At 63.9% G+C, this 19,365-nt stretch carries 21 protein-coding genes; 12 read left to right on the top strand and 9 right to left on the bottom strand.

Annotated elements, in window-relative coordinates:
* Window positions 1–71: 71 nt before the first annotated feature.
* Together EJ074_RS04930 and EJ074_RS04925 are read right to left on the bottom strand one after the other, a co-directional pair.
* Window positions 72–1,301 (bottom strand): FAD-dependent monooxygenase, encoded by a 1,230-nt coding sequence (locus EJ074_RS04930; protein WP_129552804.1) that lies wholly within the window; start codon window positions 1,299–1,301, stop codon window positions 72–74.
* Between the two features lie 27 nt (window positions 1,302–1,328).
* Window positions 1,329–1,574, bottom strand: a complete 246-nt coding sequence (locus EJ074_RS04925; protein WP_095807716.1) for a zinc-finger domain-containing protein — start codon at window positions 1,572–1,574, stop codon at window positions 1,329–1,331.
* 212 nt (window positions 1,575–1,786) lie between these two features.
* On the opposite strand from EJ074_RS04925, the gene EJ074_RS04920 reads away from it, so the two are divergent.
* Window positions 1,787–3,982: an RNA degradosome polyphosphate kinase gene (locus EJ074_RS04920; protein WP_095807550.1), complete on the top strand. Its 2,196-nt coding sequence runs from the start codon at window positions 1,787–1,789 to the stop codon at window positions 3,980–3,982.
* Window positions 3,979–5,514: an exopolyphosphatase gene (gene ppx / locus EJ074_RS04915; RefSeq protein WP_095807549.1), complete on the top strand. Its 1,536-nt coding sequence runs from the start codon at window positions 3,979–3,981 to the stop codon at window positions 5,512–5,514. Before EJ074_RS04920 ends, ppx begins: the two co-directional genes overlap by 4 nt.
* Window positions 5,515–5,535: 21 nt before the next feature.
* Here ppx and EJ074_RS04910 read toward each other — a convergent pair whose 3' ends face one another.
* The 4 genes from EJ074_RS04910 to betI all read right to left on the bottom strand — a co-directional run bounded on the left by EJ074_RS04910 (window position 5,536) and on the right by betI (window position 9,159).
* A complete protein-coding gene (locus EJ074_RS04910) occupies window positions 5,536–5,958 on the bottom strand; it encodes a DoxX family protein (RefSeq protein WP_095807548.1) in 423 nt (140 codons plus the stop codon).
* 126 nt (window positions 5,959–6,084) lie between these two features.
* The gene (locus tag EJ074_RS04905; protein WP_095807547.1) at window positions 6,085–6,507 is read right to left on the bottom strand and encodes a DoxX family protein; all 423 of its coding nucleotides are present in this window, start codon (window positions 6,505–6,507) and stop codon (window positions 6,085–6,087) included.
* A 290-nt stretch (window positions 6,508–6,797) separates the two neighbouring features.
* Window positions 6,798–8,195 (bottom strand): class II fumarate hydratase, encoded by a 1,398-nt coding sequence (fumC, locus tag EJ074_RS04900; protein WP_095807546.1) that lies wholly within the window; start codon window positions 8,193–8,195, stop codon window positions 6,798–6,800.
* Between the two features lie 349 nt (window positions 8,196–8,544).
* Complete coding sequence (gene betI / locus EJ074_RS04895; protein WP_095807715.1) at window positions 8,545–9,159, bottom strand: transcriptional regulator BetI; 615 nt, start codon at window positions 9,157–9,159, stop codon at window positions 8,545–8,547.
* A 138-nt stretch (window positions 9,160–9,297) separates the two neighbouring features.
* On the opposite strand from betI, the gene choX reads away from it, so the two are divergent.
* Together choX and EJ074_RS04885 are read left to right on the top strand one after the other, a co-directional pair.
* A complete protein-coding gene (gene choX / locus EJ074_RS04890; RefSeq protein WP_095807545.1) occupies window positions 9,298–10,236 on the top strand; it encodes a choline ABC transporter substrate-binding protein in 939 nt (312 codons plus the stop codon).
* Window positions 10,233–11,075, top strand: coding sequence for an alpha/beta hydrolase (locus EJ074_RS04885; RefSeq protein ID WP_245454795.1), 843 nt, complete (start codon window positions 10,233–10,235; stop codon window positions 11,073–11,075). The genes choX and EJ074_RS04885 overlap by 4 nt, the downstream gene beginning before the upstream one ends.
* Before the next feature lie 86 nt (window positions 11,076–11,161).
* On the opposite strand, the gene EJ074_RS04880 is transcribed toward EJ074_RS04885, so the two are convergent.
* Entirely contained in the window at window positions 11,162–11,755 is a 594-nt protein-coding gene (locus EJ074_RS04880) for a hypothetical protein (protein WP_095807543.1), read from the bottom strand.
* Window positions 11,756–11,995: 240 nt separating this feature from the next.
* Here EJ074_RS04880 and EJ074_RS04875 point away from each other — a divergent pair, with 240 nt between their 5' ends.
* Window positions 11,996–12,325, top strand: coding sequence for a hypothetical protein (locus EJ074_RS04875; protein WP_095807542.1), 330 nt, complete (start codon window positions 11,996–11,998; stop codon window positions 12,323–12,325).
* Window positions 12,326–12,388: 63 nt separating this feature from the next.
* Entirely contained in the window at window positions 12,389–13,537 is a 1,149-nt protein-coding gene (locus tag EJ074_RS04870; RefSeq protein ID WP_095807541.1) for a metallophosphoesterase, read from the top strand.
* A gap of 17 nt (window positions 13,538–13,554) precedes the next feature.
* Here the strand turns inward: EJ074_RS04870 and EJ074_RS04865 are convergent, their stop codons facing one another.
* Entirely contained in the window at window positions 13,555–13,734 is a 180-nt protein-coding gene (locus tag EJ074_RS04865) for a CsbD family protein (protein ID WP_095807540.1), read from the bottom strand.
* A gap of 141 nt (window positions 13,735–13,875) precedes the next feature.
* Here EJ074_RS04865 and EJ074_RS04860 point away from each other — a divergent pair, with 141 nt between their 5' ends.
* The 6 genes from EJ074_RS04860 to EJ074_RS04840 all read left to right on the top strand — a co-directional run bounded on the left by EJ074_RS04860 (window position 13,876) and on the right by EJ074_RS04840 (window position 17,430).
* On the top strand, window positions 13,876–14,535 hold the full coding sequence (locus tag EJ074_RS04860) for a glutathione S-transferase family protein (protein WP_095807539.1): 660 nt from the start codon (window positions 13,876–13,878) through the stop codon (window positions 14,533–14,535).
* Between the two features lie 167 nt (window positions 14,536–14,702).
* Window positions 14,703–15,038, top strand: coding sequence for a metalloregulator ArsR/SmtB family transcription factor (locus EJ074_RS04855; protein ID WP_095807538.1), 336 nt, complete (start codon window positions 14,703–14,705; stop codon window positions 15,036–15,038).
* Window positions 15,038–15,817: an SRPBCC domain-containing protein gene (locus EJ074_RS04850; protein ID WP_095807537.1), complete on the top strand. Its 780-nt coding sequence runs from the start codon at window positions 15,038–15,040 to the stop codon at window positions 15,815–15,817. The genes EJ074_RS04855 and EJ074_RS04850 overlap by 1 nt, the downstream gene beginning before the upstream one ends.
* 197 nt (window positions 15,818–16,014) lie before the next feature.
* Complete coding sequence (locus tag EJ074_RS04845; protein ID WP_095807536.1) at window positions 16,015–16,374, top strand: YkgJ family cysteine cluster protein; 360 nt, start codon at window positions 16,015–16,017, stop codon at window positions 16,372–16,374.
* Between the two features lie 77 nt (window positions 16,375–16,451).
* Window positions 16,452–16,610, top strand: a complete 159-nt coding sequence (locus tag EJ074_RS29550; RefSeq protein WP_165349853.1) for a hypothetical protein — start codon at window positions 16,452–16,454, stop codon at window positions 16,608–16,610.
* A gap of 208 nt (window positions 16,611–16,818) precedes the next feature.
* Entirely contained in the window at window positions 16,819–17,430 is a 612-nt protein-coding gene (locus EJ074_RS04840) for a LysE family translocator (protein ID WP_095807534.1), read from the top strand.
* Between the two features lie 225 nt (window positions 17,431–17,655).
* Here the strand turns inward: EJ074_RS04840 and groL are convergent, their stop codons facing one another.
* Window positions 17,656–19,308: a chaperonin GroEL gene (gene groL / locus EJ074_RS04835; RefSeq protein WP_095807533.1), complete on the bottom strand. Its 1,653-nt coding sequence runs from the start codon at window positions 19,306–19,308 to the stop codon at window positions 17,656–17,658.
* Window positions 19,309–19,365 lie beyond the last annotated feature (57 nt).

Here is a 19,365-nt window from a genome sequence, read left to right as displayed (position 1 = left end):
GCCAACGCCTCATTCCTTCGCGCCCCCCTGTCCCGCCGGCGTAAACCAGTTGACAGGCATCTATCTCAAGCTCACCTCACCACCTTCCGCTCCTCCCACCCATAAAGCCAGTCCAGATCTGCGGCCAGCTTCTCTCCCGGCCGCGTCGCCAGCACCAGGTTGCGGGCGATCGCCACCGGGCCCCAGGCATGCCAGGCAAGCCGGTTGAGCGCGCCGCGCCGGAGCACTTTCTCGATGCGTGGGCGCCTGAGATTTTCCCAGATAGAAAGGCTTTCCTGCAGGTCGGCCGGAAGGTCGGGGATCAGGCTGGCAAGCATCGCGGCGTCTTCGATTGCCATCGCCGCGCCCTGCGCCGCAAAAGGCGTCATCGCATGCGCCGCGTCGCCGATCAGCGCGACGCGTTGGGCCGTCCAGCGCCGCTGCTCGACGGTGTGGATTGGAAACGCCGTCCACGGTCCCGCGAGGGCGACAAGCCGTGTCAGCGACGGCGCGGTGCCGCGCATGGCGCCAGCGAGGAGCGCGGGGTCGGCGTGGCCGGACCAGCTTTCGGCGATGCGCTCTCCCTTGGTGAAGGCGGCGAGATTGAAGGCGCTGCCCTTGCTGACGGGGTAGGCCACCAGATGGAACCCGGGATGCAGGAAGGTGGTGACGCAGTCGCCCGCGCCGATCCCCGCAAAGGCCTCGCCGGCCGCGCTGTCGGCGCGGACCGTGGCGCGCCAGGCAAGCTCGCCCGAGAACCGGCTTCGCCGGAAAGCGGACTCGCTGCCGGCAAGCTGCGTTCGAACCGACGACCAGACGCCGTCAGCGCCGACCAGCAGCTGCCCCTCCGCCTCGATCTTCCGGCCGTCCGTTTCCGCAGTCACGGCTATGCCTTGCGGCGCCGCCGCAATGCCGCTTACTCGCGCGCCGGTGACGATTTCTATGTCGGGATGCTCGGCAACGGCCCCAAGCAGCGCCGCCTGCAGGTCGCCCCGGTGCGCGACGAGATAGGGCGCGCCCCAGCGGGCTTCGCTGGCCCCGCGCAACGGCACGCGCGCCAATTCGCGCAGGCTCGCGGCGTCCTTCAACACCACCGCTTCCGGCCTGACGGCATTGGGCAGCAAGCGGTCAAGAACGCCGAGCTGGCGCAGGATGCGCGTCGCGTTGGGCGAAAGCTGGATGCCGGCTCCGGCGGCCTCGAGAGTCTTTGCCTGCTCGAATATCCTGACCGCATGACCGCGGCGTGCGAAGGCAAGTGCAGCCGTCAGCCCGGCGACGCCGGCCCCCGCGATGATGATCTGCCGGGACCGCGTCTCATTCATGGCCTAGCCGTCATTCATGATCTGAGATCAGGCGGCCTGGTCGACATAGAGGCAGCCGGCGGGCTGCGTTTCCGTCGCCTTCAGCTTCGGCGAATAGCGGAAGAGCGTCGAGCAATAGGGGCAGACCTTCTCATTGTCGTCGCCCATGTCGAGGAATACATGCGGGTGGTCGAAGGGCGGATTGGCGCCCGTGCACATGAACTCCTTGACGCCGATATCGATCGCCGGATGGCCCGCGTCGTTCTGGAAATGGGGAATGGAACCGCCTGCCATCGTCGTCTCCAATAGGTTCGGCTTGATTTTCGGCCCGCTTGCATCTGGATCATAACCCGCCAGTTTGCAAGATCGATGAAATGAAACTGTCGTAAAACCCTGTCAGAGGATAAGTTGAGCCGGTTAACCGGCCTGACGAGTTTGCAGCCAAGCGGAAGCGCTTGGCGTGGCGGAAATGCGGCCAAGGCAGCCAAGGCAGGGCAAGAGGAACCATGAACGAACTGAAGCCGGTACAGAGCGAGTTCATCACCATCGAGGCGGCGAGCCCGGAGGGGGGCAATCCCGACCGTTTCGTCAACCGCGAATTTTCCTGGCTGCAGTTCAACCGCCGCGTGCTCGAGGAATCGCTGAACGCGCATCATCCGCTGCTCGAGCGCGTGCGCTTCCTGTCCATCTCGGCCGCCAATCTCGACGAGTTCTTCATGGTGCGTGTCGCCGGCCTCGCCGGCCAGGTGCGCGAGGGCATCGCGCTCAAGAGCCCGGATGGCCGCACCCCCGAACAGCAGCTCGAGCAGTTGCTGCGCGAGGTCGAGCGCCTGCAGGAGGACCAGCAGAAAAGCCTGTCGACGCTGATGGATTTGCTCAACAAGGAGGGCATCGAAAGCATCACCCGCGACGGTCTCAGCAAGGACGAGAAGGCCTGGCTGGAGGAGCATTTCCAGGACCAGGTGTTCCCGGTGCTGACGCCGCTGTCGATCGACCCGGCGCACCCGTTCCCGTTCATTCCCAATCTCGGCTTCTCGATGGCTCTGCAACTGCGCCATCGCAAGAATGGCGAGCAAATGAGCGCGCTGCTGCGCCTGCCGGTGGCGCTGAAGCGCTTCATCCGTCTGCCCGACCGCAAGCATCACGTCCGCTTCATCCCGCTCGAGGAGGCGGTCGGCCTCTACATCGGCAAGCTGTTCCCCGGCTACGAAGTCAAGGGCTCCGGCACGTTCCGCATCATCCGCGACAGCGATATCGAGGTGGAAGAGGAGTCGGAGGATCTGGTGCGCCTGTTCGAGACGGCGCTGAAGCGCCGCCGGCGCGGTTCCGTCATCCGCATCGAATTCGATGTGGCCATGCCGTCCGAACTGCGCGAATTCGTCGCCGGTGAGCTCGGCGTCTCGTCGAACCGCATCAGCGTGCTGACCGGTCCGCTGGCGCTCAGCCAGATTTCCGAGATCGTCGCCGTTCCGCGCGACGACCTCAAATTCACCCCTTACAATCCGCGCTTTCCGGAGCGCATCCGCGAGCATGGCGGCGATTGCTTCGCCGCCATCCGCGAGAAGGACATCATCGTCCATCACCCCTACGAATCCTTCGACGTCGTCGTGCAGTTCCTGCGCCAGGCGGCGGCCGACCCGGAAGTGGTGGCGATCAAGCAGACACTGTACCGCACTTCCAACGACAGTCCGATCGTGCGTGCGCTGGTCGATGCTGCCGAGGCAGGCAAGTCGGTGACGGCACTTGTCGAGCTCAAGGCGCGGTTCGACGAGGAGGCCAACATCCGCTGGGCGCGCGACCTCGAGCGGGCCGGCGTTCAGGTCGTGTTCGGCTTCCTGGAATTGAAGACCCACGCCAAGATGTCGCTGATCGTGCGTCGCGAGGACGGCAGGCTGCGCAACTACGTGCACCTGGGCACCGGCAACTACCATCCGGTTACCGCCCGCATCTATACCGACCTGTCCTTCTTCACGACCGACGCTACGATCGCGCGCGACGTCGCCCAGCTCTTCAACTTCATCACCGGCTACGCCGAACCCGCGGAGGAGATGCGGCTTGCCGTGTCGCCCTTCACGCTGCGCACGCGCATCCTGAAACATATCGCGGAAGAAGTAGTCCATGCCCAGGAAGGCAGGCCAGCCCGCATCTGGATGAAGATGAACGCGCTCGTCGACCCCATCGTCATCGACGCGCTTTATGACGCCAGCCGCGCCGGCGTCGAGGTCGACCTCGTCGTGCGCGGCATCTGCTGCCTGCGCCCGCAGGTGCCGGGCCTGTCCGAGAACATCAGGGTGAAGTCGATCGTCGGCCGCTTTCTAGAGCACAGCCGCATCTTCTGTTTCGGCAACGGCCACGGCCTGCCGTCGGACGAGGCGATCGTCTACATCTCCTCGGCCGACATGATGCCGCGCAACCTCGACCGCCGCGTCGAGACCCTGGTGCCGATCACCAATCCAACTGTGCATGAACAGGTGCTTGGCCAGATCATGCTCGGCAACGTCATGGACAACCAGCAAAGTTTCGACGTATTGGCTGACGGGACCTCCCGGCGCGTCATGCTGGAAGAGGGCGAGGAGCCGTTCAACGCGCAGGAATATTTCATGACCAATCCGAGCCTGTCCGGACGGGGCGATGCGCTGAAGTCGCATGCGCCCAAGCGCATTGCCCAGTTCAAGCGCCGCAAAAAGAACGGCGCGGCGTGATTTCAGCTTCCCAAGGCCGGCTCCAGGACCGGCGGCCGCTGTCCATCATCGACATCGGATCGAACTCGATCCGCCTCGTCGTCTATGAGGGGCTGGCGCGCTCGCCGACCATATTGTTCAATGAAAAGATGCTGGCCGGTCTCGGCCGCGGCATCGTTTCCACCGGTCAGCTCGATCCCGAGGCGGTGACGCGTTCGATGGAGGAGTTCCGCCGCTTTCGCGCGCTCTCCGAACAGGCCGGTGCCGAGCACATCTACGTGCTGGCGACGGCGGCCGCGCGCGAGGCGATCAACGGCCCGGACTTCATCCACCGGGCCGAGGATGTGCTGAAGACAGAGATCCGCGTGCTCAGCGGGCGCCAGGAGGCCTACTATTCGGCTCTCGGCATCATCTGCGGCTTCCACCCGGCCAGCGGCATTGCCGGCGACCTCGGCGGCGGCAGCCTGGAACTGATCGACATCAACGGCGAGGCGATCGGCGACGGCATCACGCTGCCGCTCGGCGGCCTGCGCCTGCTGGACATGGCGAAGAACTCGCTTGTTCAGGCCCAGAAGATCGCGCGCCAGGAGTTGGCGCGGGCGAAGCTTCTCAAAAGCGGGCAGGGCAGGGTCTTCTACGCCGTCGGCGGGACCTGGCGAAACCTTGCTCGGCTGCACATGGAGATGACCAACTATCCGCTCGGCGTGATGCACCATTACGAGATCGGTGCCGATAGCGCCCAGAGCTTCCTGAAGCAGGTGGCCAAGGGCGAGGTCGAAAAGGTGAAGGGCATCGAGGGCGTGTCCAAGAACCGCCGCTCGCTGCTGCCTTACGGCGCGGTTGTGCTGCAGGAGATCATGGCGGTGATGCAGCCGTCGAAGATCGTCGTCTCGGCGCTCGGCGTGCGCGAGGGTTTTCTCTACTCGCTGCTCGACCAGGCAGAGCAGAAGGCCGATCCGCTGATCTCGGCGGCGGAGGAGCTTGCCTTGCTGCGCTCGCGCTCGGTTCACCATGCGCATGATCTGGTCGAATGGACCGGCAAGGCTTTCAAGGCATTCGGCATCGACGAGACCGAAGACGAAGCGCGCTACCGCGAGGCCGCCTGCCTGCTCGCCGACATTGGCTGGCGCGCGCATCCCGAATATCGGGGCAGGCAGTCGCTCAACATCATCGCGCATGCCTCCTTCATTGGCGTCGACCATCCCGGCCGCGCCTATCTGGCGCTCACCAATGCCTATCGCCATGACGGCATCTTCAACGAGGGGGTCGCGCCCGAGATCAAGGCGCTGGCGCCCCCGCGCTATCTGGAACGCGCGCGTGTGCTGGCGGCGATGATGCGCGTCGTCTACCTGCTGACGGCGGCGATGCCGGGCGTCATGCCGAGGCTGAAGTGGGAAAACCGCCCCAACGGCGCGCTGGCGCTGGTCCTGCCGCCTGGGCTCGCGGACCTTTATGGCGAGCGCCCGGCTGGCCGGCTGGCGCAACTGGCGCGCATCACCAACCGGCGCCTCGTGCTGGCGGTCGAGGGCGGGCCAAGCGTTTCGGTCAAATAGCGCGTTTCGGTCGGGTCCGGGTCAGGTCAGTTGCGCGTCGATCCCGGCGCCACGTCCATCGGCCGACCATGCGCCGGCGCCGGCCATGGCCAGCGCCAGGAAACCGCCCGCAATGGCGATGTCCTTCATCAGCATCTGCTGGTGCATGAACGCGAGCGTCGCATCGTCGGCGCCCTGCCCATAGTGGCCGATGAAACCGGCCATCACACAGAAGGCAGCAAGCAGCAGCGCCACGATCCGCGTCTGAAAGCCGACCAGGATCAGCAATCCGGCGATGAGTTCGAACAGGCCGGTGCCCCAGGCGGCCAAAGTCGGCAGCGGCAGACCGAGCCCGGCGAAATAGCTGGTCGTGCCGGCGATGTTGGCCAGCGCCTGGAACCCCGACGGCACGAACAGCGCGGCAAGCAGAAGGCGCGAGACAAGAAGCAGTGCGTTACGGGTCATGAGCACCTCCTTGCCGGCCGCGACTCACACCGGCGCTTATTGCAGTTTACGCCTGCAACTAGAAAACGAAAAAGCGGCGCGGAAAATTCCGCGCCGCGCTGTCGTCTTTAGCCTTGGGAGAGTAGTTCAGCCGCGCTTGGCGTCGATCGAGTAGGCGCCGGCGCCCGAGGAGGCGAGCAGGATGAAGCCGCCGGTGATGGCCAGGTTCTTGAGGAACTGGATCATCTGCATCTGGTCGGCCCAGCCGGTGTGAGCGACCAGTCCCGTGGCGATGGTGAAGATGGCGAGCAGCCAGGCAGCCGCCCGCGTCTGGAAACCGACGAGAATGGCAAGGCCGCCGAGCAGTTCGATCAGGCCCACCACAACGGCGGTCACGGTCGGCAAGGGCAGGCCGAGGCCGCCGAAATATGCGGCGGTGCCGGAAATGGCGGTCAGCTTGCCGAAGCCTGAAAGCAGGAAGATGACGGCGAGCAGCATGCGGCCGAGCAGGATCGTGGTCGAACTGTTGGACGTTGTGCCGGCGGTAGCGGCGGAAGTGTTGATGGACATGGCGGGTCTCCGAACGGGTTGAATGCCCCAGTCAGATAGACGATGGAGACTGTTCACCAAAGATGGCTATGTGGCGACACATTGTTCACAGATTTTGTGTACTCGCGGTCACGCAACTGACGCGAAATTCATGTCGTGCGACTCGGCGGCAGGAGCAAATTGTGCTGGGCAAAAATCTCGCTTCGTCATCCACGGGCGAAGCAAGAGGATCCCAGGGTCTTCGCAACGCCGCTTCGCGGCTGCTTCGCCCTGCGATGACGAAGCCACAGCCTCGCGTTTGTGCCGCGTCGTTATCCCGGATGCGTCATGTCTTCAGGCCGCACCAGCCGGTCGTAGTCGGCCTCGCTGACCAGTCCGGTGGCCAAAGCTTCCTCACGCAGCGTGGTGCCGTTCTTGTGCGCCGTCTTGGCGATCTTGGCGGCATTGTCGTAGCCGATCGTCGGCGCAAGCGCCGTCACCAGCATCAATGAGCGCTCGAGCGCCGCCTTGATGTTGTCTTCACGCGCCTCGATGCCGACGACGCAATTGTCGGTGAAGGAGACCGAGGCGTCGGCAAGCAGCTGCACCGACTGCAGAAAGTTGTAGGCCATCAGCGGGTTGTAGACATTCAGCTCGAAATGACCCTGGCTGCCGGCGAAGGCGAGCGCGGCGTTGTTGCCGAACACCTGCACGCACACCTGCGTCAGCGCCTCGCACTGGGTCGGGTTGACCTTGCCCGGCATGATCGAGGAGCCCGGCTCGTTTTCCGGCAGCGAGAGCTCGCCGAGGCCCGAGCGCGGCCCGGAGCCGAGCAGGCGGATGTCGTTGGCGATCTTGAACAGCGCTGCAGCCGCCGCGTTGATCGCGCCGTGCGAGAACACCATGGAATCGTGGGCCGCGAGCGCCTCGAACTTGTTCGGCGCAGTGACGAACGACAGGCCGGTGAGGGCGGCGATCCGGTCCGCCACCTTTTCCGCAAAGCCGACCGGCGCGTTTAGGCCGGTGCCGACCGCGGTGCCGCCCTGCGCCAGCTCCTGCAGGCCGGGCAGCGTCAGCTCGATGCGCTTGATCGAGGAGGCGACCTGCGCGGCATAACCGGAGAATTCCTGGCCCAGAGTGAGCGGCGTGGCGTCCTGCGTGTGGGTGCGACCGATCTTGATGATGTGGTTGAAGGCGCGGGCTTTGGCGTCGAGCGCCTTGTGCAAATGGTGCAGCGCCGGGATCAGGTGATGCGCCACCCGCTCGGCGCAGGCGATGTGCATGGCCGTCGGATAGGTATCGTTCGACGACTGGCTCATATTGACGTGGTCGTTCGGATGCACCGGCTTCTTCGAGCCCATGACGCCGCCGAGCATCTCGATCGCCCGGTTTGAGATCACCTCGTTGGCGTTCATGTTGGATTGCGTGCCCGAGCCTGTCTGCCAGACCACCAGCGGGAAGTGATCGTCGAGTTTGCCGTCGATGACTTCCTGAGCCGCTTCGACGATCGCATTGCCGATCTCCGGGTCGAGCCGCTTCAGTTCCATGTTCACCTCCGCCGCCGCGCGCTTGACGATGCCGAGCGCGCGAACGATTGAAGCCGGCTGCTTTTCCCAACCGATCCGGAAGTTGCCCAGCGAACGCTGCGCCTGCGCGCCCCAGTAACGATCGGCCGCGACCTCGATTGGACCGAATGTGTCGGTTTCGGTTCTGGTCTTTTCAGCGCTCACGGGAGGTCTCCGGTCTGTGATCTGCGCAAGGGCGTATCGCGTTGCACAAAGGGCATCAAGCGGAGATTGCGGGCGGCGATGATGCGAATCGGTTGAAGGGGGGCGCCGCTTCCTTCTCCCACAGAGAGGTGTTTGGACTGGGGACATGGCGAACAGTTGTGCGAGGACATCGCGAACGGTCTTGCGGGTTTCCGGATGCCATTCGAGGACAGAAGCGCGATGAGACGAGAAGGAAAGAGTTTGTGCGTCTATAGCTGGCGCCGCGAATGTGAGTGCGTTGTGCCGGCGCTTCGATCCGTGGATCCTCGATGAGGTGGGAATGCGCGACACCTATCGCCGGGTATGAACTTTATCCGGCAGTGGCCAGGCCGACCGACGCGGGCTGTAGTATGGTAAGACGACCCGCGACGAAATCCTTGACCTGGCGAACGGCCTGATCGCGCGTGACGCTGCCCGGCCGCAGGCCCAGTCTGAGCCACAGCCCGTCGATCAGTGCTGTGACGCCGAGCACGATCTCGTCAGCCAGTTCGGGCGAGGCGAGGCCGCGCAGGCCGGACAGCAGATTTGAGCGCATACGCGCGTGGATGACCTTCTGGATGCGCGCCAGCTTCTCGTCTCGCGGCACCTCGGCGCAGAGCGACAGCCAGGCATGGCAGAGCGGCGGCAGGAACAGGTGCTCCTCGAAATTACCCTCGATCACCGCGTCCAGCCGCTCCATCGGCGTTCGCGCCCGCTTGAGGCGCGCCACCACGGCGTTGCACAGCACGGCATTGGCCTCGCGCATCGCGTGCTCGAACAGCTCCTGCTTGTTGCGGAAATAGTGCAGCACGATGCCTTTCGAGGCGCCGGCCTGCGCAGCTACCTTTTCCAGCGTCGCGCCGGCGATGCCTTCCCGCTCCAGAACGGCGAAAGCCGCTTGCCGCAACTCCTTGCGGCGTATGTCGCTGAGACGTGTGAGTTTCACCGGGCCGATCCATGCATGCGAATCCATGTTGACATCTTCGCCCGCTCAGATCAATGATTGACCGATCGGACAATATAATGACCGAAAGGTCAAAAAAGCGATCAAAGATCAAAAAGCGATCAAAGAGAGGAGAACGGAATGTTGCGCATGCTTGCGAATGGCATCTGTGCCACGGCGCTAATGCTGGCGCCCCAAACGGCCGGGGCCGCCGAGGTCGAGGGCTGCAAGATAGTTCGCATGGCGGAGCCCGGCTGGAATGATCTTGCCTTCACCACGGGCGTGGCAAAGGTGCTGCTCCAGGCTCTCGGCTACGAGCCGCAGAGCGAGGTGCTCGGCATCAACGTCATCTACGAAGGCATGAAGAACAAAGACCTGGATCTGTTCCTCGGCTACTGGGATCCGGCGATGGTCACCTACTACGAGCCTTACAAGAAGGACGGTTCAATCGAGAATGTGCGCGTCAACCTGGTCGGTGCCAAATACACTTTCGCCGTGCCGACCTATGTCTGGGACGCCGGAGTCAAGGACCTATCCGACCTGCACAAGTTCGCCGACAAGTTCGGCAAGAAGATGTACGGCATCGAGCCCGGTTCCAATCAACTGATGATGGACGCCATCGCCGATCCGCAATTTGGCCTCGACGGCTGGCATGTGGTCGAGTCCAGCGAAGCCGGCATGCTGTCGGAGGTCGGCTACGAGATCAAGGAGAAGCAGTTCATCGTTTTCCAGGGCTGGGCGCCGCATCCGATGAACACCATGTATGACTTCAAATACCTGACCGGTGGCGACAAGTTCTTCGGCCCGAATTTCGGTGCCGCGACGGTGACCACTCAGGTGCGCAAGGGCTACCTGCAGGAATGCCCGAACGTCGCCCAGTTCCTGAAGAACCTGGTCTTCGACATCGACATGGAAAATGTCGGCATGGGCTACCTCATCAATGAGGGGATGAAACCGGAGGAGGGGGCGTTGAAGTCGATCACCTTGCACAAGGATCGCCTCGATGCGTGGCTCGCAGACGTCACCACCTTCGACGGCAAGCCCGGTCTTGCCTCGGTCAAGGAGAAGCTCGGACTGTGAGCCCGGCGCCTTTGGACCTGGAGGAGCAGGAGGCCGAGCAGGGCGCCTGGGCCGCCCGCAAGCAGATCGCCGATGCCGGCGGTCTCGACCTCGCTTATGTCGAGGTCGCCGGTTCGGAGCCGCCGCTGCTGCTCATCCACGGCTTCACCGATACCAGCCGCAGCTTCTCGTTGCTGGCGTCGCATCTCTCCGGGCGCCGGTTGGTCATTCCTGACTTGCGCGGCCATGGCGCCTCGCAGGCCGGCGACGGCTGCGGCGTCGCCGATTTCGCCGAGGACATTGCCGGACTGATCCGCGACCTGCGGCTGGATCGGCCGATCGTTGTCGGCCACTCGCTGGGGGCCATGGTGTCGATCGCGCTGGCAGCGCATCATTCGGAACTGGTCGGCCGGCTGGTTGTAATGGCCGGGACTTTGAAGCCCGATTTCGCGCCGGACCATGCCCTCGTCGCTGGCGTCGCGGCGCTGCGAGATCCGATCTCGTCGGCCGATCCGTTCTACGACTGGTGGCATGCCTGCCGCCCCGGCGTGCCGACGGCCTTCCTCAGCAGGCTAGCCGACGACGCCTCGGCGATGCCGGCGGCGCGCTGGCGCGCCATTCTCGAAGAAATCCGCCGGACCGATTTGACCATGGCAGCCCGGGCCGTACGTGCTCCGACGCTGATCATTGCCGGCGCCTGCGATCCGCTTTTTAGCGAGACGCACCAACAGGCGCTGGCAGTGGCACTGGCAGGTTCACGTCTTATTTGGGCGCAGGATTGCGGTCATAACCCGCACTGGGAGGACCCGGCTCTTATTGCCAGCGCGATCGCCGGGGCGTTGCAGAATGCGGAGGCGTGACGACCTCGACAGCGATCGGGCCATGGACGGCAGGCGCATGTCAGGCCGGCGGGGAAGGCGGGTTCGATACCGACCCAGGTTGAGCCTCACTCCTTCAGCGGCTTGATCGTCTCGAACCCCACCTGGCTCTGAGCGCTGGTGCCTTCGTCATAGCGCCGCGCCAGCACTGCCTGCAGGTCGGGCGAATAGAGTGCGGTAAAGGTGTCGATCACCGCTCCGGAATCGCCGGTGATCGTCTCGCTCACCGCAAGCACGGTGTATTTGCAATCGCCAAGCTTGTAGCTTTCCTTGCCCTTCACGGCGAGCGCCAGCGTCTCGGTGCCCTTCGGCGTCTTCTTCGTCGACAGCCGCACGAACTGCGTCTTGCTCTTGGCGCCGGCCTTCAGCGGAAACAGCTTCTTGATGTCGCCGAGCGGGATCATCGACAGCCTTCCGGTGTCGCTGTCGCGAAACACCTCGATCAGACCGGCATAGAGGTACTGCGTCTGCGGCGACTGCGACTGATAGTTGTTGGCGACCGCCACCATGCCGCCAGGCGCCGGCCGGAACTCGCTGCGGATGCCGGGCTTTTCGAGCACGAAACCCGCCTTCGCCGACTTTGCATCGACGCAGTCGGCGGCTTGCGCAGCGCCGGCAAGGCTTAGCATGGCGAGCGTCATGCCGATTGTGATGGTTTTCATGGCGTCCCCTTTCCGCATGGCTGTGGGAGCAATGCCAGAGCGCGACCGGACTGTCGACCTAGGAGATTCAGCTTCCGATGATTGCTGACCCGCTCTGATCTGATTCGTGCAATTCCCAGCAGAGAACCGCTACCCGGGAATATCCTAAGAACTTGCAAGAGCGCGCAGGGGCAGGCGCCGATGGGGAAAATACAATCGCGTCTGGTATGACATTCGGCCGCGCCATGCTAATTCGTTCATATGCGCTTTCTGGTCGTATCTTTTGTAGCGGTCGCCATCCCGTATGGCTTTGAACGAGTGTTTTTTGGCAGAAAATTTGGATTCTTTGCAGCTCTATTCTGGCTGTTTGTCATTCAATTGGCCCTGTTGTTCGGTGGCGAGGTAATCCTCGAAAGTCAGGTCGGCCAATCCCTGCCCAGTTGGCTGAAATCGATCAGCTTTGCTGTCGGAGCATTGGCTCACCTGACGATTGGCATGACGCCACTTGCTGCTGTCATTGCCGCATTGGCATTTGGGACGGTGATCGCAGCCACGCGGGTATTGAGAAAGCTCCGAGAAACTCCAGACTGAACCACTCCAGTTTGTCGGCGTGAAAAGTCTGCCGAGCAGCAACTAGACGAAACGACGCCGAGAATGTTCAATCGCGCGACGATGAACCGCCGCTCGCCAGCAACCGTCTCGCGCCGCGCTTTCCTCTCACAGATGGGAAGCCTTGCGGCCCTGTGCGCAGCGCCGCGCGCCGCCCTTGGCCAGGCCGGACGCGCCATCCAGCCGATCGATGCCACCTTCCTGTTTATCGCCGACATCCACGCCTGCCGCATGGCGAGTGGGCTCAGCCCCAATTGCCTGCAGGAAGGCAAGACCGATGCCGCGCTGCTCCGCAACGTCGCCGCGTTGAACGCGCTCGCCGACAAGCAATGGCCGGCCGAGATCAACGGTGTCGCCACTGGCCTGCATTCGGCCGGCGCCCGCATCGGCACGCCGCTCGGCCTCGTCACCGGCGGCGACATCACCGACGACGGCGGCGGCCAGGTCACGGAGCCCAGCGAGGGCACGCAGCTTCTCCAGTTCAGCCAGCGCTATCAGCAGGGCATCGGGCCTGATCGCGTCCACATGCCGGTCTATGTCGGGCTCGGCAACCACGATCTCGACCAGAACGGCTCGCCGCCGCATATCGACTGGTATCGGCGCGAATTGCGAGACTATGTCGAGGTCAACCACCGCCCGGGCGTTTTCTTCAAGCCGCCGGTGCCGGCGACGAACTATGATATCGACACCGACTGCTACTCCTGGGACTGGGGCGGCCTGCATCTGGTCCAGACGCATCGCTTTGCCGGCGACACCGGCCATGGCGCGCCGAGCGGCCTGCCCTGGCTGAAGCAGGACCTTGCCACCTATGCTGCCGACGGGCGCCCAGTGATCCTGTTCCAGCACTATGGCTGGGACACCTTCTCGATCGAGCGCTGGGATCCGGCAAAGCGCACTTTTAGTGATGAGGGAAGCGGTGCGCCGCATTGGTGGAGCGACGGCGACCGCCATGCGCTGCTTGGCGTGCTCAAGGGCTACAATGTCGTGGCCGTCTTCCACGGCCATCAGCACGAGGTGCCGATGATCTACCAGCGCGATGGGCTGAACCTGGTCAAGCCGAAAGCCGCCTATTTGGGTGGCTTCGCGCTGGCTCGGGTGACCAATGACAATCTGGACGTGGTGCTTGGCGAGGCCACCGGCGATCACGGCGAGATCGTCTTCACCAATGCCTTTGCGAAGGCGCTTGAGACGTGACCGCGACGGGCCGCCAATCACATCGCCTTTTTGCACATGGCCTTCATGTCGCCACAGGCCTTCTGCACCTTGCCTGTGGCCGTATCCGCCATACCCTTGATCTGCATCCGGCGATTTCCCGTAGCCCTGCCTACGGCTTGCCGGATGGAGCCTCTGATCTGCTTGGCGAGGCCCGCAACCTGATCTATGTTCACCATCTCCGTGTCTCCGGGAGATCCAATCCGCGAGAGAAACGGGCTGGTGTGGTTCGCGGTTCCTGCCGGGGCCGGGCCAACGGGCCGGCGCATCCTGGTCTGCTTCGCTATGCGATCGCACAAAGCTGAATCCGGGGAACCATCTTGGCGGAATTCACCCTTTACATCGGCAACAAGTGCTTCTCATCCTGGTCGCTCAGGCCATGGGTAGCGATGAGGCATCTGGAGATTCCCTTTCAAGAGAGCTTCGTGCGCCTGCGCACGCCCGAGACCGCGGCCAACCTTGCCAAGGTGTCGCCGACCGGGCTGGTTCCCGTGCTCGACCACAATGGCAGGATTGTCTGGGAAACCCTTGCGATACTTGAATATCTTGCCGACTTGTTTCCGCAGAAAAGGCTTTGGCCGGAAGAGCTCGGCGCCCGCGCCTTGGCCCGTTCGGTGGCGACAGAGATGCATTCCGGCTTTCGCGAGGTGCGCTACGGCTGGCCGATGAACCTGCGCCGGCCGAAATCCCACAAGCCACTCGACGCCGAGGGCGAGGTGCAGCGGGCAAGAATCGAGACGATCTGGCGCGAGTGCCGCGACCAATATGGCAAGGACGGTCCGTTCCTGTTCGGCCATTTCACAGCGGCCGATGCCATGTACGCTCCGATCGTCACCCGCTTCGACACCTATGGCGGCGAGCTCGCGCCCGTCACCCGGGCCTACGTCGATGCCGTGCTGGCAACGCCGGCGATGCGGCACTGGTATGCCGAGGCGGCCAAGGAGCCTTGGCCGGAGCCCGGGCCGCACGAGCAGGACTAGCAAACGGCCGCGCGAGGCTTCCAGCGACGAACCTGGAACATGCCTCACGCCGCCTAGCTGAAGGCTGGGCCGGACAATCGCCGAATTCTGGTGTGTTGGATCATCGCCTGGGAAGAATTGACCGGGGGCACTTTTCGGCATAATACGTAACCAAATGGATACGCATTATGCCGCAGGCTGATCCCGACCGTTCCGTCTTTCGCGCCATTGCCGATCCGACGCGGCGCGCCATCCTCGACCGCTTGCGAAAGGGGCCGGCGCCGGTCAACGAGCTGGCGTCCGCCTTCTCACAGAGCCGGCCGGCCATTTCCAAGCATCTCAGGATCTTGCGAGAACTCAACGTCGTTTCCGAGCAGCGGCAGGGTCGCGAACGCGTCTACCGGCTGGAGCCGGCGGAACTGAAGGACGTTGCCGACTGGATCCTGCCTTACCGCGACTTCTGGCAGCAGAGCCTCGGCAATCTCAAATCCTATCTGGAGCGCGCCGATTTGGAGGACGACTGATGGCCAGCAATGACAGACCGCGTGCGATCGCCGACGTTTCGGCCGGTACTATTCTTGCCACCGTGACGATCGCGGTGCCGCCCGAGCGGGTCTTCCGCGCGATCACCGCCGATGACCAGATCCCGCTCTGGTGGGGCGCGGACGACATGTACCGCACGACGAAGCACACCGCCGATCTCCGGCCGGGCGGCGCCTGGCGCTCGGAAGGCAAGAGCGCCGACGGCCAGGATTTTCATGTTGGAGGCGAATATCTCGAGGTCGAGCCGCCGCACCGGCTGGTGATGACCTGGAAGGCGCCGTGGGACGGCGACAACGTCACCACCGTCACCTACACGCTGGAGGCGGTGGAGGAGGGCACGCGGCTGACCCTGCGCCATGACGGCTTCGGCCCGCGCCAGGAGTCCTGCCGCAGCCACGGTTCCGGCTGGGAGCGCGTTCTTGGCTGGCTCGGCGGGTTCCTCGCCGCAGAAGCAGGGCGCAATGCGCCGGCCGTGTTTCATTGCCGGCTGATCCCGCCGCGGCCGGATTTCGCCTTCACCATGACCGAGGAAGAGAGGGCGCTGATGGGCGACCACGCCGACTATCTGCGCAGTCAGCTGCGCCACGGCACGATGATGATTGCCGGCCCCGTCGCCGATCCGGCGGGTCCCTGGGGGCTCTGCATATTGCGTGTCGCCACCGAGGCCGAGGCGCGAGCTGTGACCGACGGCGATCCCGTCCTTCGGTCAGGCCGCGGCTTCCGCTACGAGGTGCTGCCCATGATGAGCGTGATCATGTGAGGGCTGCAAAAGAAAACGCCTCTCGCGCTTTTTACGGCGCGGGAGGCGTCTTTTGTCATCAACCTTTCTCGATTTCTCATGAACTGCTGACGACCGATATAAAATCGCGGGCCGGCGAAAAGGTTCCCGGCAAAATGAAAAAAATTGTGCGGCCGCCATGGGTGCATTCCTCGGGTCGTGCTAGAGGCACGCGCAACATGAGGATTGCCTTGCCGCACGACCATTTTGCCGCCTTTGATTGCCGGAGCTGCGGCGCCTGCTGCGCCTATGCTGCCGATTGGCCGCGCTTCTCGACGGAGGAGGACGCCGAATTGGAGCGCATCCCTGAGAAGCTCGTCGCCGCCGACCAGTCCGGCATGCGCTGCGAGGGCGGCCGCTGCGCCGCACTTCGCGGCGATGTCGGCAAGCAGGTGGCCTGCACGGTCTACGAAGCGCGCCCGCATGTCTGCCGCGCCTGCATGCCTGGTGGCGGCGACTGCTTGATGGCGAGGGCGGCATATGGGCTGCCCCTTGTAGCTCCGCCAGTGCCGCGGTCTATCGGCCTCTCCCTGGATTAGCAGTCGCTAAGAACTGGTGCGAAGACGCCATGAGGGTGGGGATTCACATCGGCCGTGTTCCGATCTAGACTCCGACCATGGACACGGCACTCGATGAGCTTTCCCGCCTCCTGCAAGCCCCGCGGCCCACGCTACGGAGCCGTTACGGCGCCTTCGCCATTCGCATTGCTGAAGGCCTCGCCACCGGGCTTGCGATCGGCGCGGGCTTCGCCATCGTCCGCGCCTTGGCTGGCTAGATCCCTGGCGCGGACACTTTCGGTCTGCACCTCGCGCGACTGTCCGCTTGTCCGGCAGCCTCCCGGCGCCGACGACATGCGCATCAAATCCGACAAGAAAGCGTAGGACGCTCGGCTTCTCCGTTCCTACGCCGCACTGTCTTGCCCGCGCTTGTGCGTCGCCATCAGCCCCGATACGTTGCGCGCGGGCAGGGCAGTGGAGGATACTTTGAGCATCGAATTCCTGTTGACGTCGCTGATTATCGTGGCTTCGCCCGGTACCGGCGTTCTTTACACGCTCAGCGCCGGTCTCTCGCGCGGCGCGCGAGCCTCGATCATCGCCGCCTTCGCCTGCACGCTGGGCATCATTCCGCATATGGCCGCAGCCATCACCGGTCTCGCCGCCGTGCTGCACACAAGCGCCGTCGCCTTCGAGACGCTGAAATATCTGGGTGTCGCCTATCTGCTCTACATAGCCTGGAACACGCTGAAGGAGAAGGGCGGCTTGAGCGTTGACGAAAGGGCCGCGCCGCGCTCATCGGGCAAGGTGATTACCTCCGGCATCTTGATCAACATCCTGAACCCGAAGCTGTCGATCTTCTTCTTTGCTTTCCTGCCGCAATTCGTCAGCACCACCGAGCCGCACGCTTTTGCGAAGATGCTGGAGCTCAGCGGCGTCTTCATGCTGATGACCTTCCTGGTCTTTGCCGGCTACGGCGTGTTCGCCGCTGCGGTCCGCAGCCATGTCGTGTCGCGCCCGAAGGTGCTGACCTGGATGCGCCGGACCTTCGCCGGCGCCTTCGTCATGCTTGGCGCCAAGCTGGCACTGACCGACAGGTAAGCGGGCTGTCCGGGCGGCACGAAAAAGGGCGGCATCTCTGCCGCCCTTCCGTATCCGCAGCGGGTTGGACTTCCTTAGAAATCCATGCCGCCACTCAAGCCCGCTTGCGGGCTTGAGCATTGTTGGTCGATGGGCTTATGGATTTCCTTGGAAATCCATGCCGCCACTCAAGCCCGCTTACGGGCTTGAGCATTTGTCAGTCGATGGGCGTGCTTATGGATTTCCTTAGAAATCCATGCCGCCCATGCCGCCCATGCCGCCGCCGGGCATGCCGCCCGGCATACCGCCGGCAGCTTCCTTCTTCGGAGCTTCGGCGATCATGGCTTCGGTGGTGACCAGCAGGCCGGCGACCGAAGCCGCGTCCTGGAGAGCGGTGCGCACGACCTTAACCGGGTCGACGATGCCCATGGCGATCATGTCACCATACTCGCCGGTCTGGGCGTTGAAGCCGAAGGTCGCGCCCTTGTTCTCGAGGATCTTGCCAGCAACGATCGAGGCTTCCGCACCGGCGTTGGCCGCGATCTGGCGGGCCGGAGCCTGCAGCGCGCGACGCACGATGTTGATGCCCGCAGCCTGGTCGGAGTTGGCGCCGGTGGCCTTCAGGTTGCCCGAGGCGCGCAGCAGGGCGACGCCGCCGCCGGCGACGATGCCTTCTTCCACGGCCGCGCGGGTCGCGTTCAGCGCGTCGTCAACGCGGTCCTTCTTTTCCTTGACCTCGACCTCGGTCGCGCCGCCGACGCGGATCACCGCGACGCCGCCCGCGAGCTTGGCCAGACGCTCCTGCAGCTTCTCCTTGTCGTAGTCCGAGGTGGTCTCCTCGATCTGCTGCTTGATCTGGGCGACGCGGCCCTGGATCTCGGCCTTCTTGCCGGCGCCGTCGACGATGGTGGTGTTCTCCTTCGAGATCGACACCTTCTTGGCGCGGCCGAGCATGTTGAGGCCGACATTCTCGAGCTTGATGCCGAGGTCTTCCGAGATGACCTGGCCACCGGTGAGGATGGCGATGTCTTCCAGCATGGCCTTGCGGCGGTCACCGAAGCCCGGCGCCTTGACGGCGGCGATCTTCAGGCCACCGCGCAGCTTGTTGACGACCAGCGTGGCCAGAGCCTCGCCTTCGACGTCTTCCGAGATGATGAGCAGCGGCTTCGAGGTCTGAACGACGGCTTCCAGGACCGGCAGCATGGCCTGCAGGTTGGAGAGCTTCTTCTCGTGCAGCAGGATGTAGGCGTCTTCCAGGTCGGCGACCATCTTGTCGGCGTTGGTGACGAAGTAAGGCGACAGGTAGCCGCGGTCGAACTGCATGCCTTCGACGACTTCCAGTTCGGTCTCGGCGGTCTTGGCTTCCTCGACGGTGATGACGCCTTCGTTGCCGACCTTCTGCATCGCTTCCGCGATCATCTTGCCGACCGACTCGTCGCCATTGGCCGAGATGGTGCCGACCTGAGCGACTTCCTCGGAGGTCTTGATCTTCTTGGCGGCCTTGCCGAGAGCGCCGACAACCTCACCGACGGCGAGGTCAATGCCGCGCTTCAGGTCCATCGGGTTCATGCCGGCGGCAACCGCCTTGTTGCCTTCCTGGACGATGGCCTGGGCCAGAACCGTCGCGGTCGTGGTGCCGTCGCCGGCGATGTCGTTGGTCTTCGAAGCGACCTCGCGCACCATCTGCGCGCCCATGTTCTCGAACTTGTCCTCGAGTTCGATCTCCTTGGCGACGGTGACGCCGTCCTTGGTGATGCGCGGGGCGCCGAACGACTTGTCGATGACGACGTTGCGGCCTTTCGGGCCGAGCGTCACCTTCACCGCGTCGGCGAGGATGTTGACGCCGCGCAGCATGCGCTCACGGGCATCGCGGGAGAATTTTACGTCTTTTGCAGCCATTGTAATCTCCTGGCAGGGGTTCGGGTCGAACCCGCAGATTCAAGATTCAGTTGATGG

It is taken from the genome of Mesorhizobium sp. M3A.F.Ca.ET.080.04.2.1, assembly GCF_003952525.1.
Classification (GTDB): Bacteria; Pseudomonadota; Alphaproteobacteria; order Rhizobiales; family Rhizobiaceae; genus Mesorhizobium.
The sequence above is the reverse complement of the archived record's forward strand: the minus strand, read 5'-3'. Positions and strand labels throughout refer to the sequence as shown.

Excerpts from the sequence above, each read along its gene's own strand:
- EJ074_RS04910 (WP_095807548.1), bottom strand. The coding sequence starts at position 5,958 with ATGACCCGTAACGCACTGCTTCTTGTCTCGCGCCTTCTGCTTGCCGCG.
- groL (WP_095807533.1), bottom strand. The coding sequence starts at position 19,308 with ATGGCTGCAAAAGACGTAAAATTCTCCCGCGATGCCCGTGAGCGCATG.
- EJ074_RS04855 (WP_095807538.1), top strand. The coding sequence starts at position 14,703 with ATGCCGCAGGCTGATCCCGACCGTTCCGTCTTTCGCGCCATTGCCGAT.
- EJ074_RS04875 (WP_095807542.1), top strand. The coding sequence starts at position 11,996 with ATGCGCTTTCTGGTCGTATCTTTTGTAGCGGTCGCCATCCCGTATGGC.
- EJ074_RS29550 (WP_165349853.1), top strand. The coding sequence starts at position 16,452 with ATGGACACGGCACTCGATGAGCTTTCCCGCCTCCTGCAAGCCCCGCGG.
- EJ074_RS04930 (WP_129552804.1), bottom strand. The coding sequence starts at position 1,301 with ATGAATGAGACGCGGTCCCGGCAGATCATCATCGCGGGGGCCGGCGTC.
- choX (WP_095807545.1), top strand. The coding sequence starts at position 9,298 with ATGTTGCGCATGCTTGCGAATGGCATCTGTGCCACGGCGCTAATGCTG.
- EJ074_RS04920 (WP_095807550.1), top strand. The coding sequence starts at position 1,787 with ATGAACGAACTGAAGCCGGTACAGAGCGAGTTCATCACCATCGAGGCG.
- EJ074_RS04925 (WP_095807716.1), bottom strand. The coding sequence starts at position 1,574 with ATGGCAGGCGGTTCCATTCCCCATTTCCAGAACGACGCGGGCCATCCG.
- EJ074_RS04845 (WP_095807536.1), top strand. The coding sequence starts at position 16,015 with ATGAGGATTGCCTTGCCGCACGACCATTTTGCCGCCTTTGATTGCCGG.
- EJ074_RS04865 (WP_095807540.1), bottom strand. The coding sequence starts at position 13,734 with ATGGTGAACATAGATCAGGTTGCGGGCCTCGCCAAGCAGATCAGAGGC.
- EJ074_RS04905 (WP_095807547.1), bottom strand. The coding sequence starts at position 6,507 with ATGTCCATCAACACTTCCGCCGCTACCGCCGGCACAACGTCCAACAGT.
- EJ074_RS04880 (WP_095807543.1), bottom strand. The coding sequence starts at position 11,755 with ATGAAAACCATCACAATCGGCATGACGCTCGCCATGCTAAGCCTTGCC.
- EJ074_RS04850 (WP_095807537.1), top strand. The coding sequence starts at position 15,038 with ATGGCCAGCAATGACAGACCGCGTGCGATCGCCGACGTTTCGGCCGGT.
- EJ074_RS04870 (WP_095807541.1), top strand. The coding sequence starts at position 12,389 with ATGTTCAATCGCGCGACGATGAACCGCCGCTCGCCAGCAACCGTCTCG.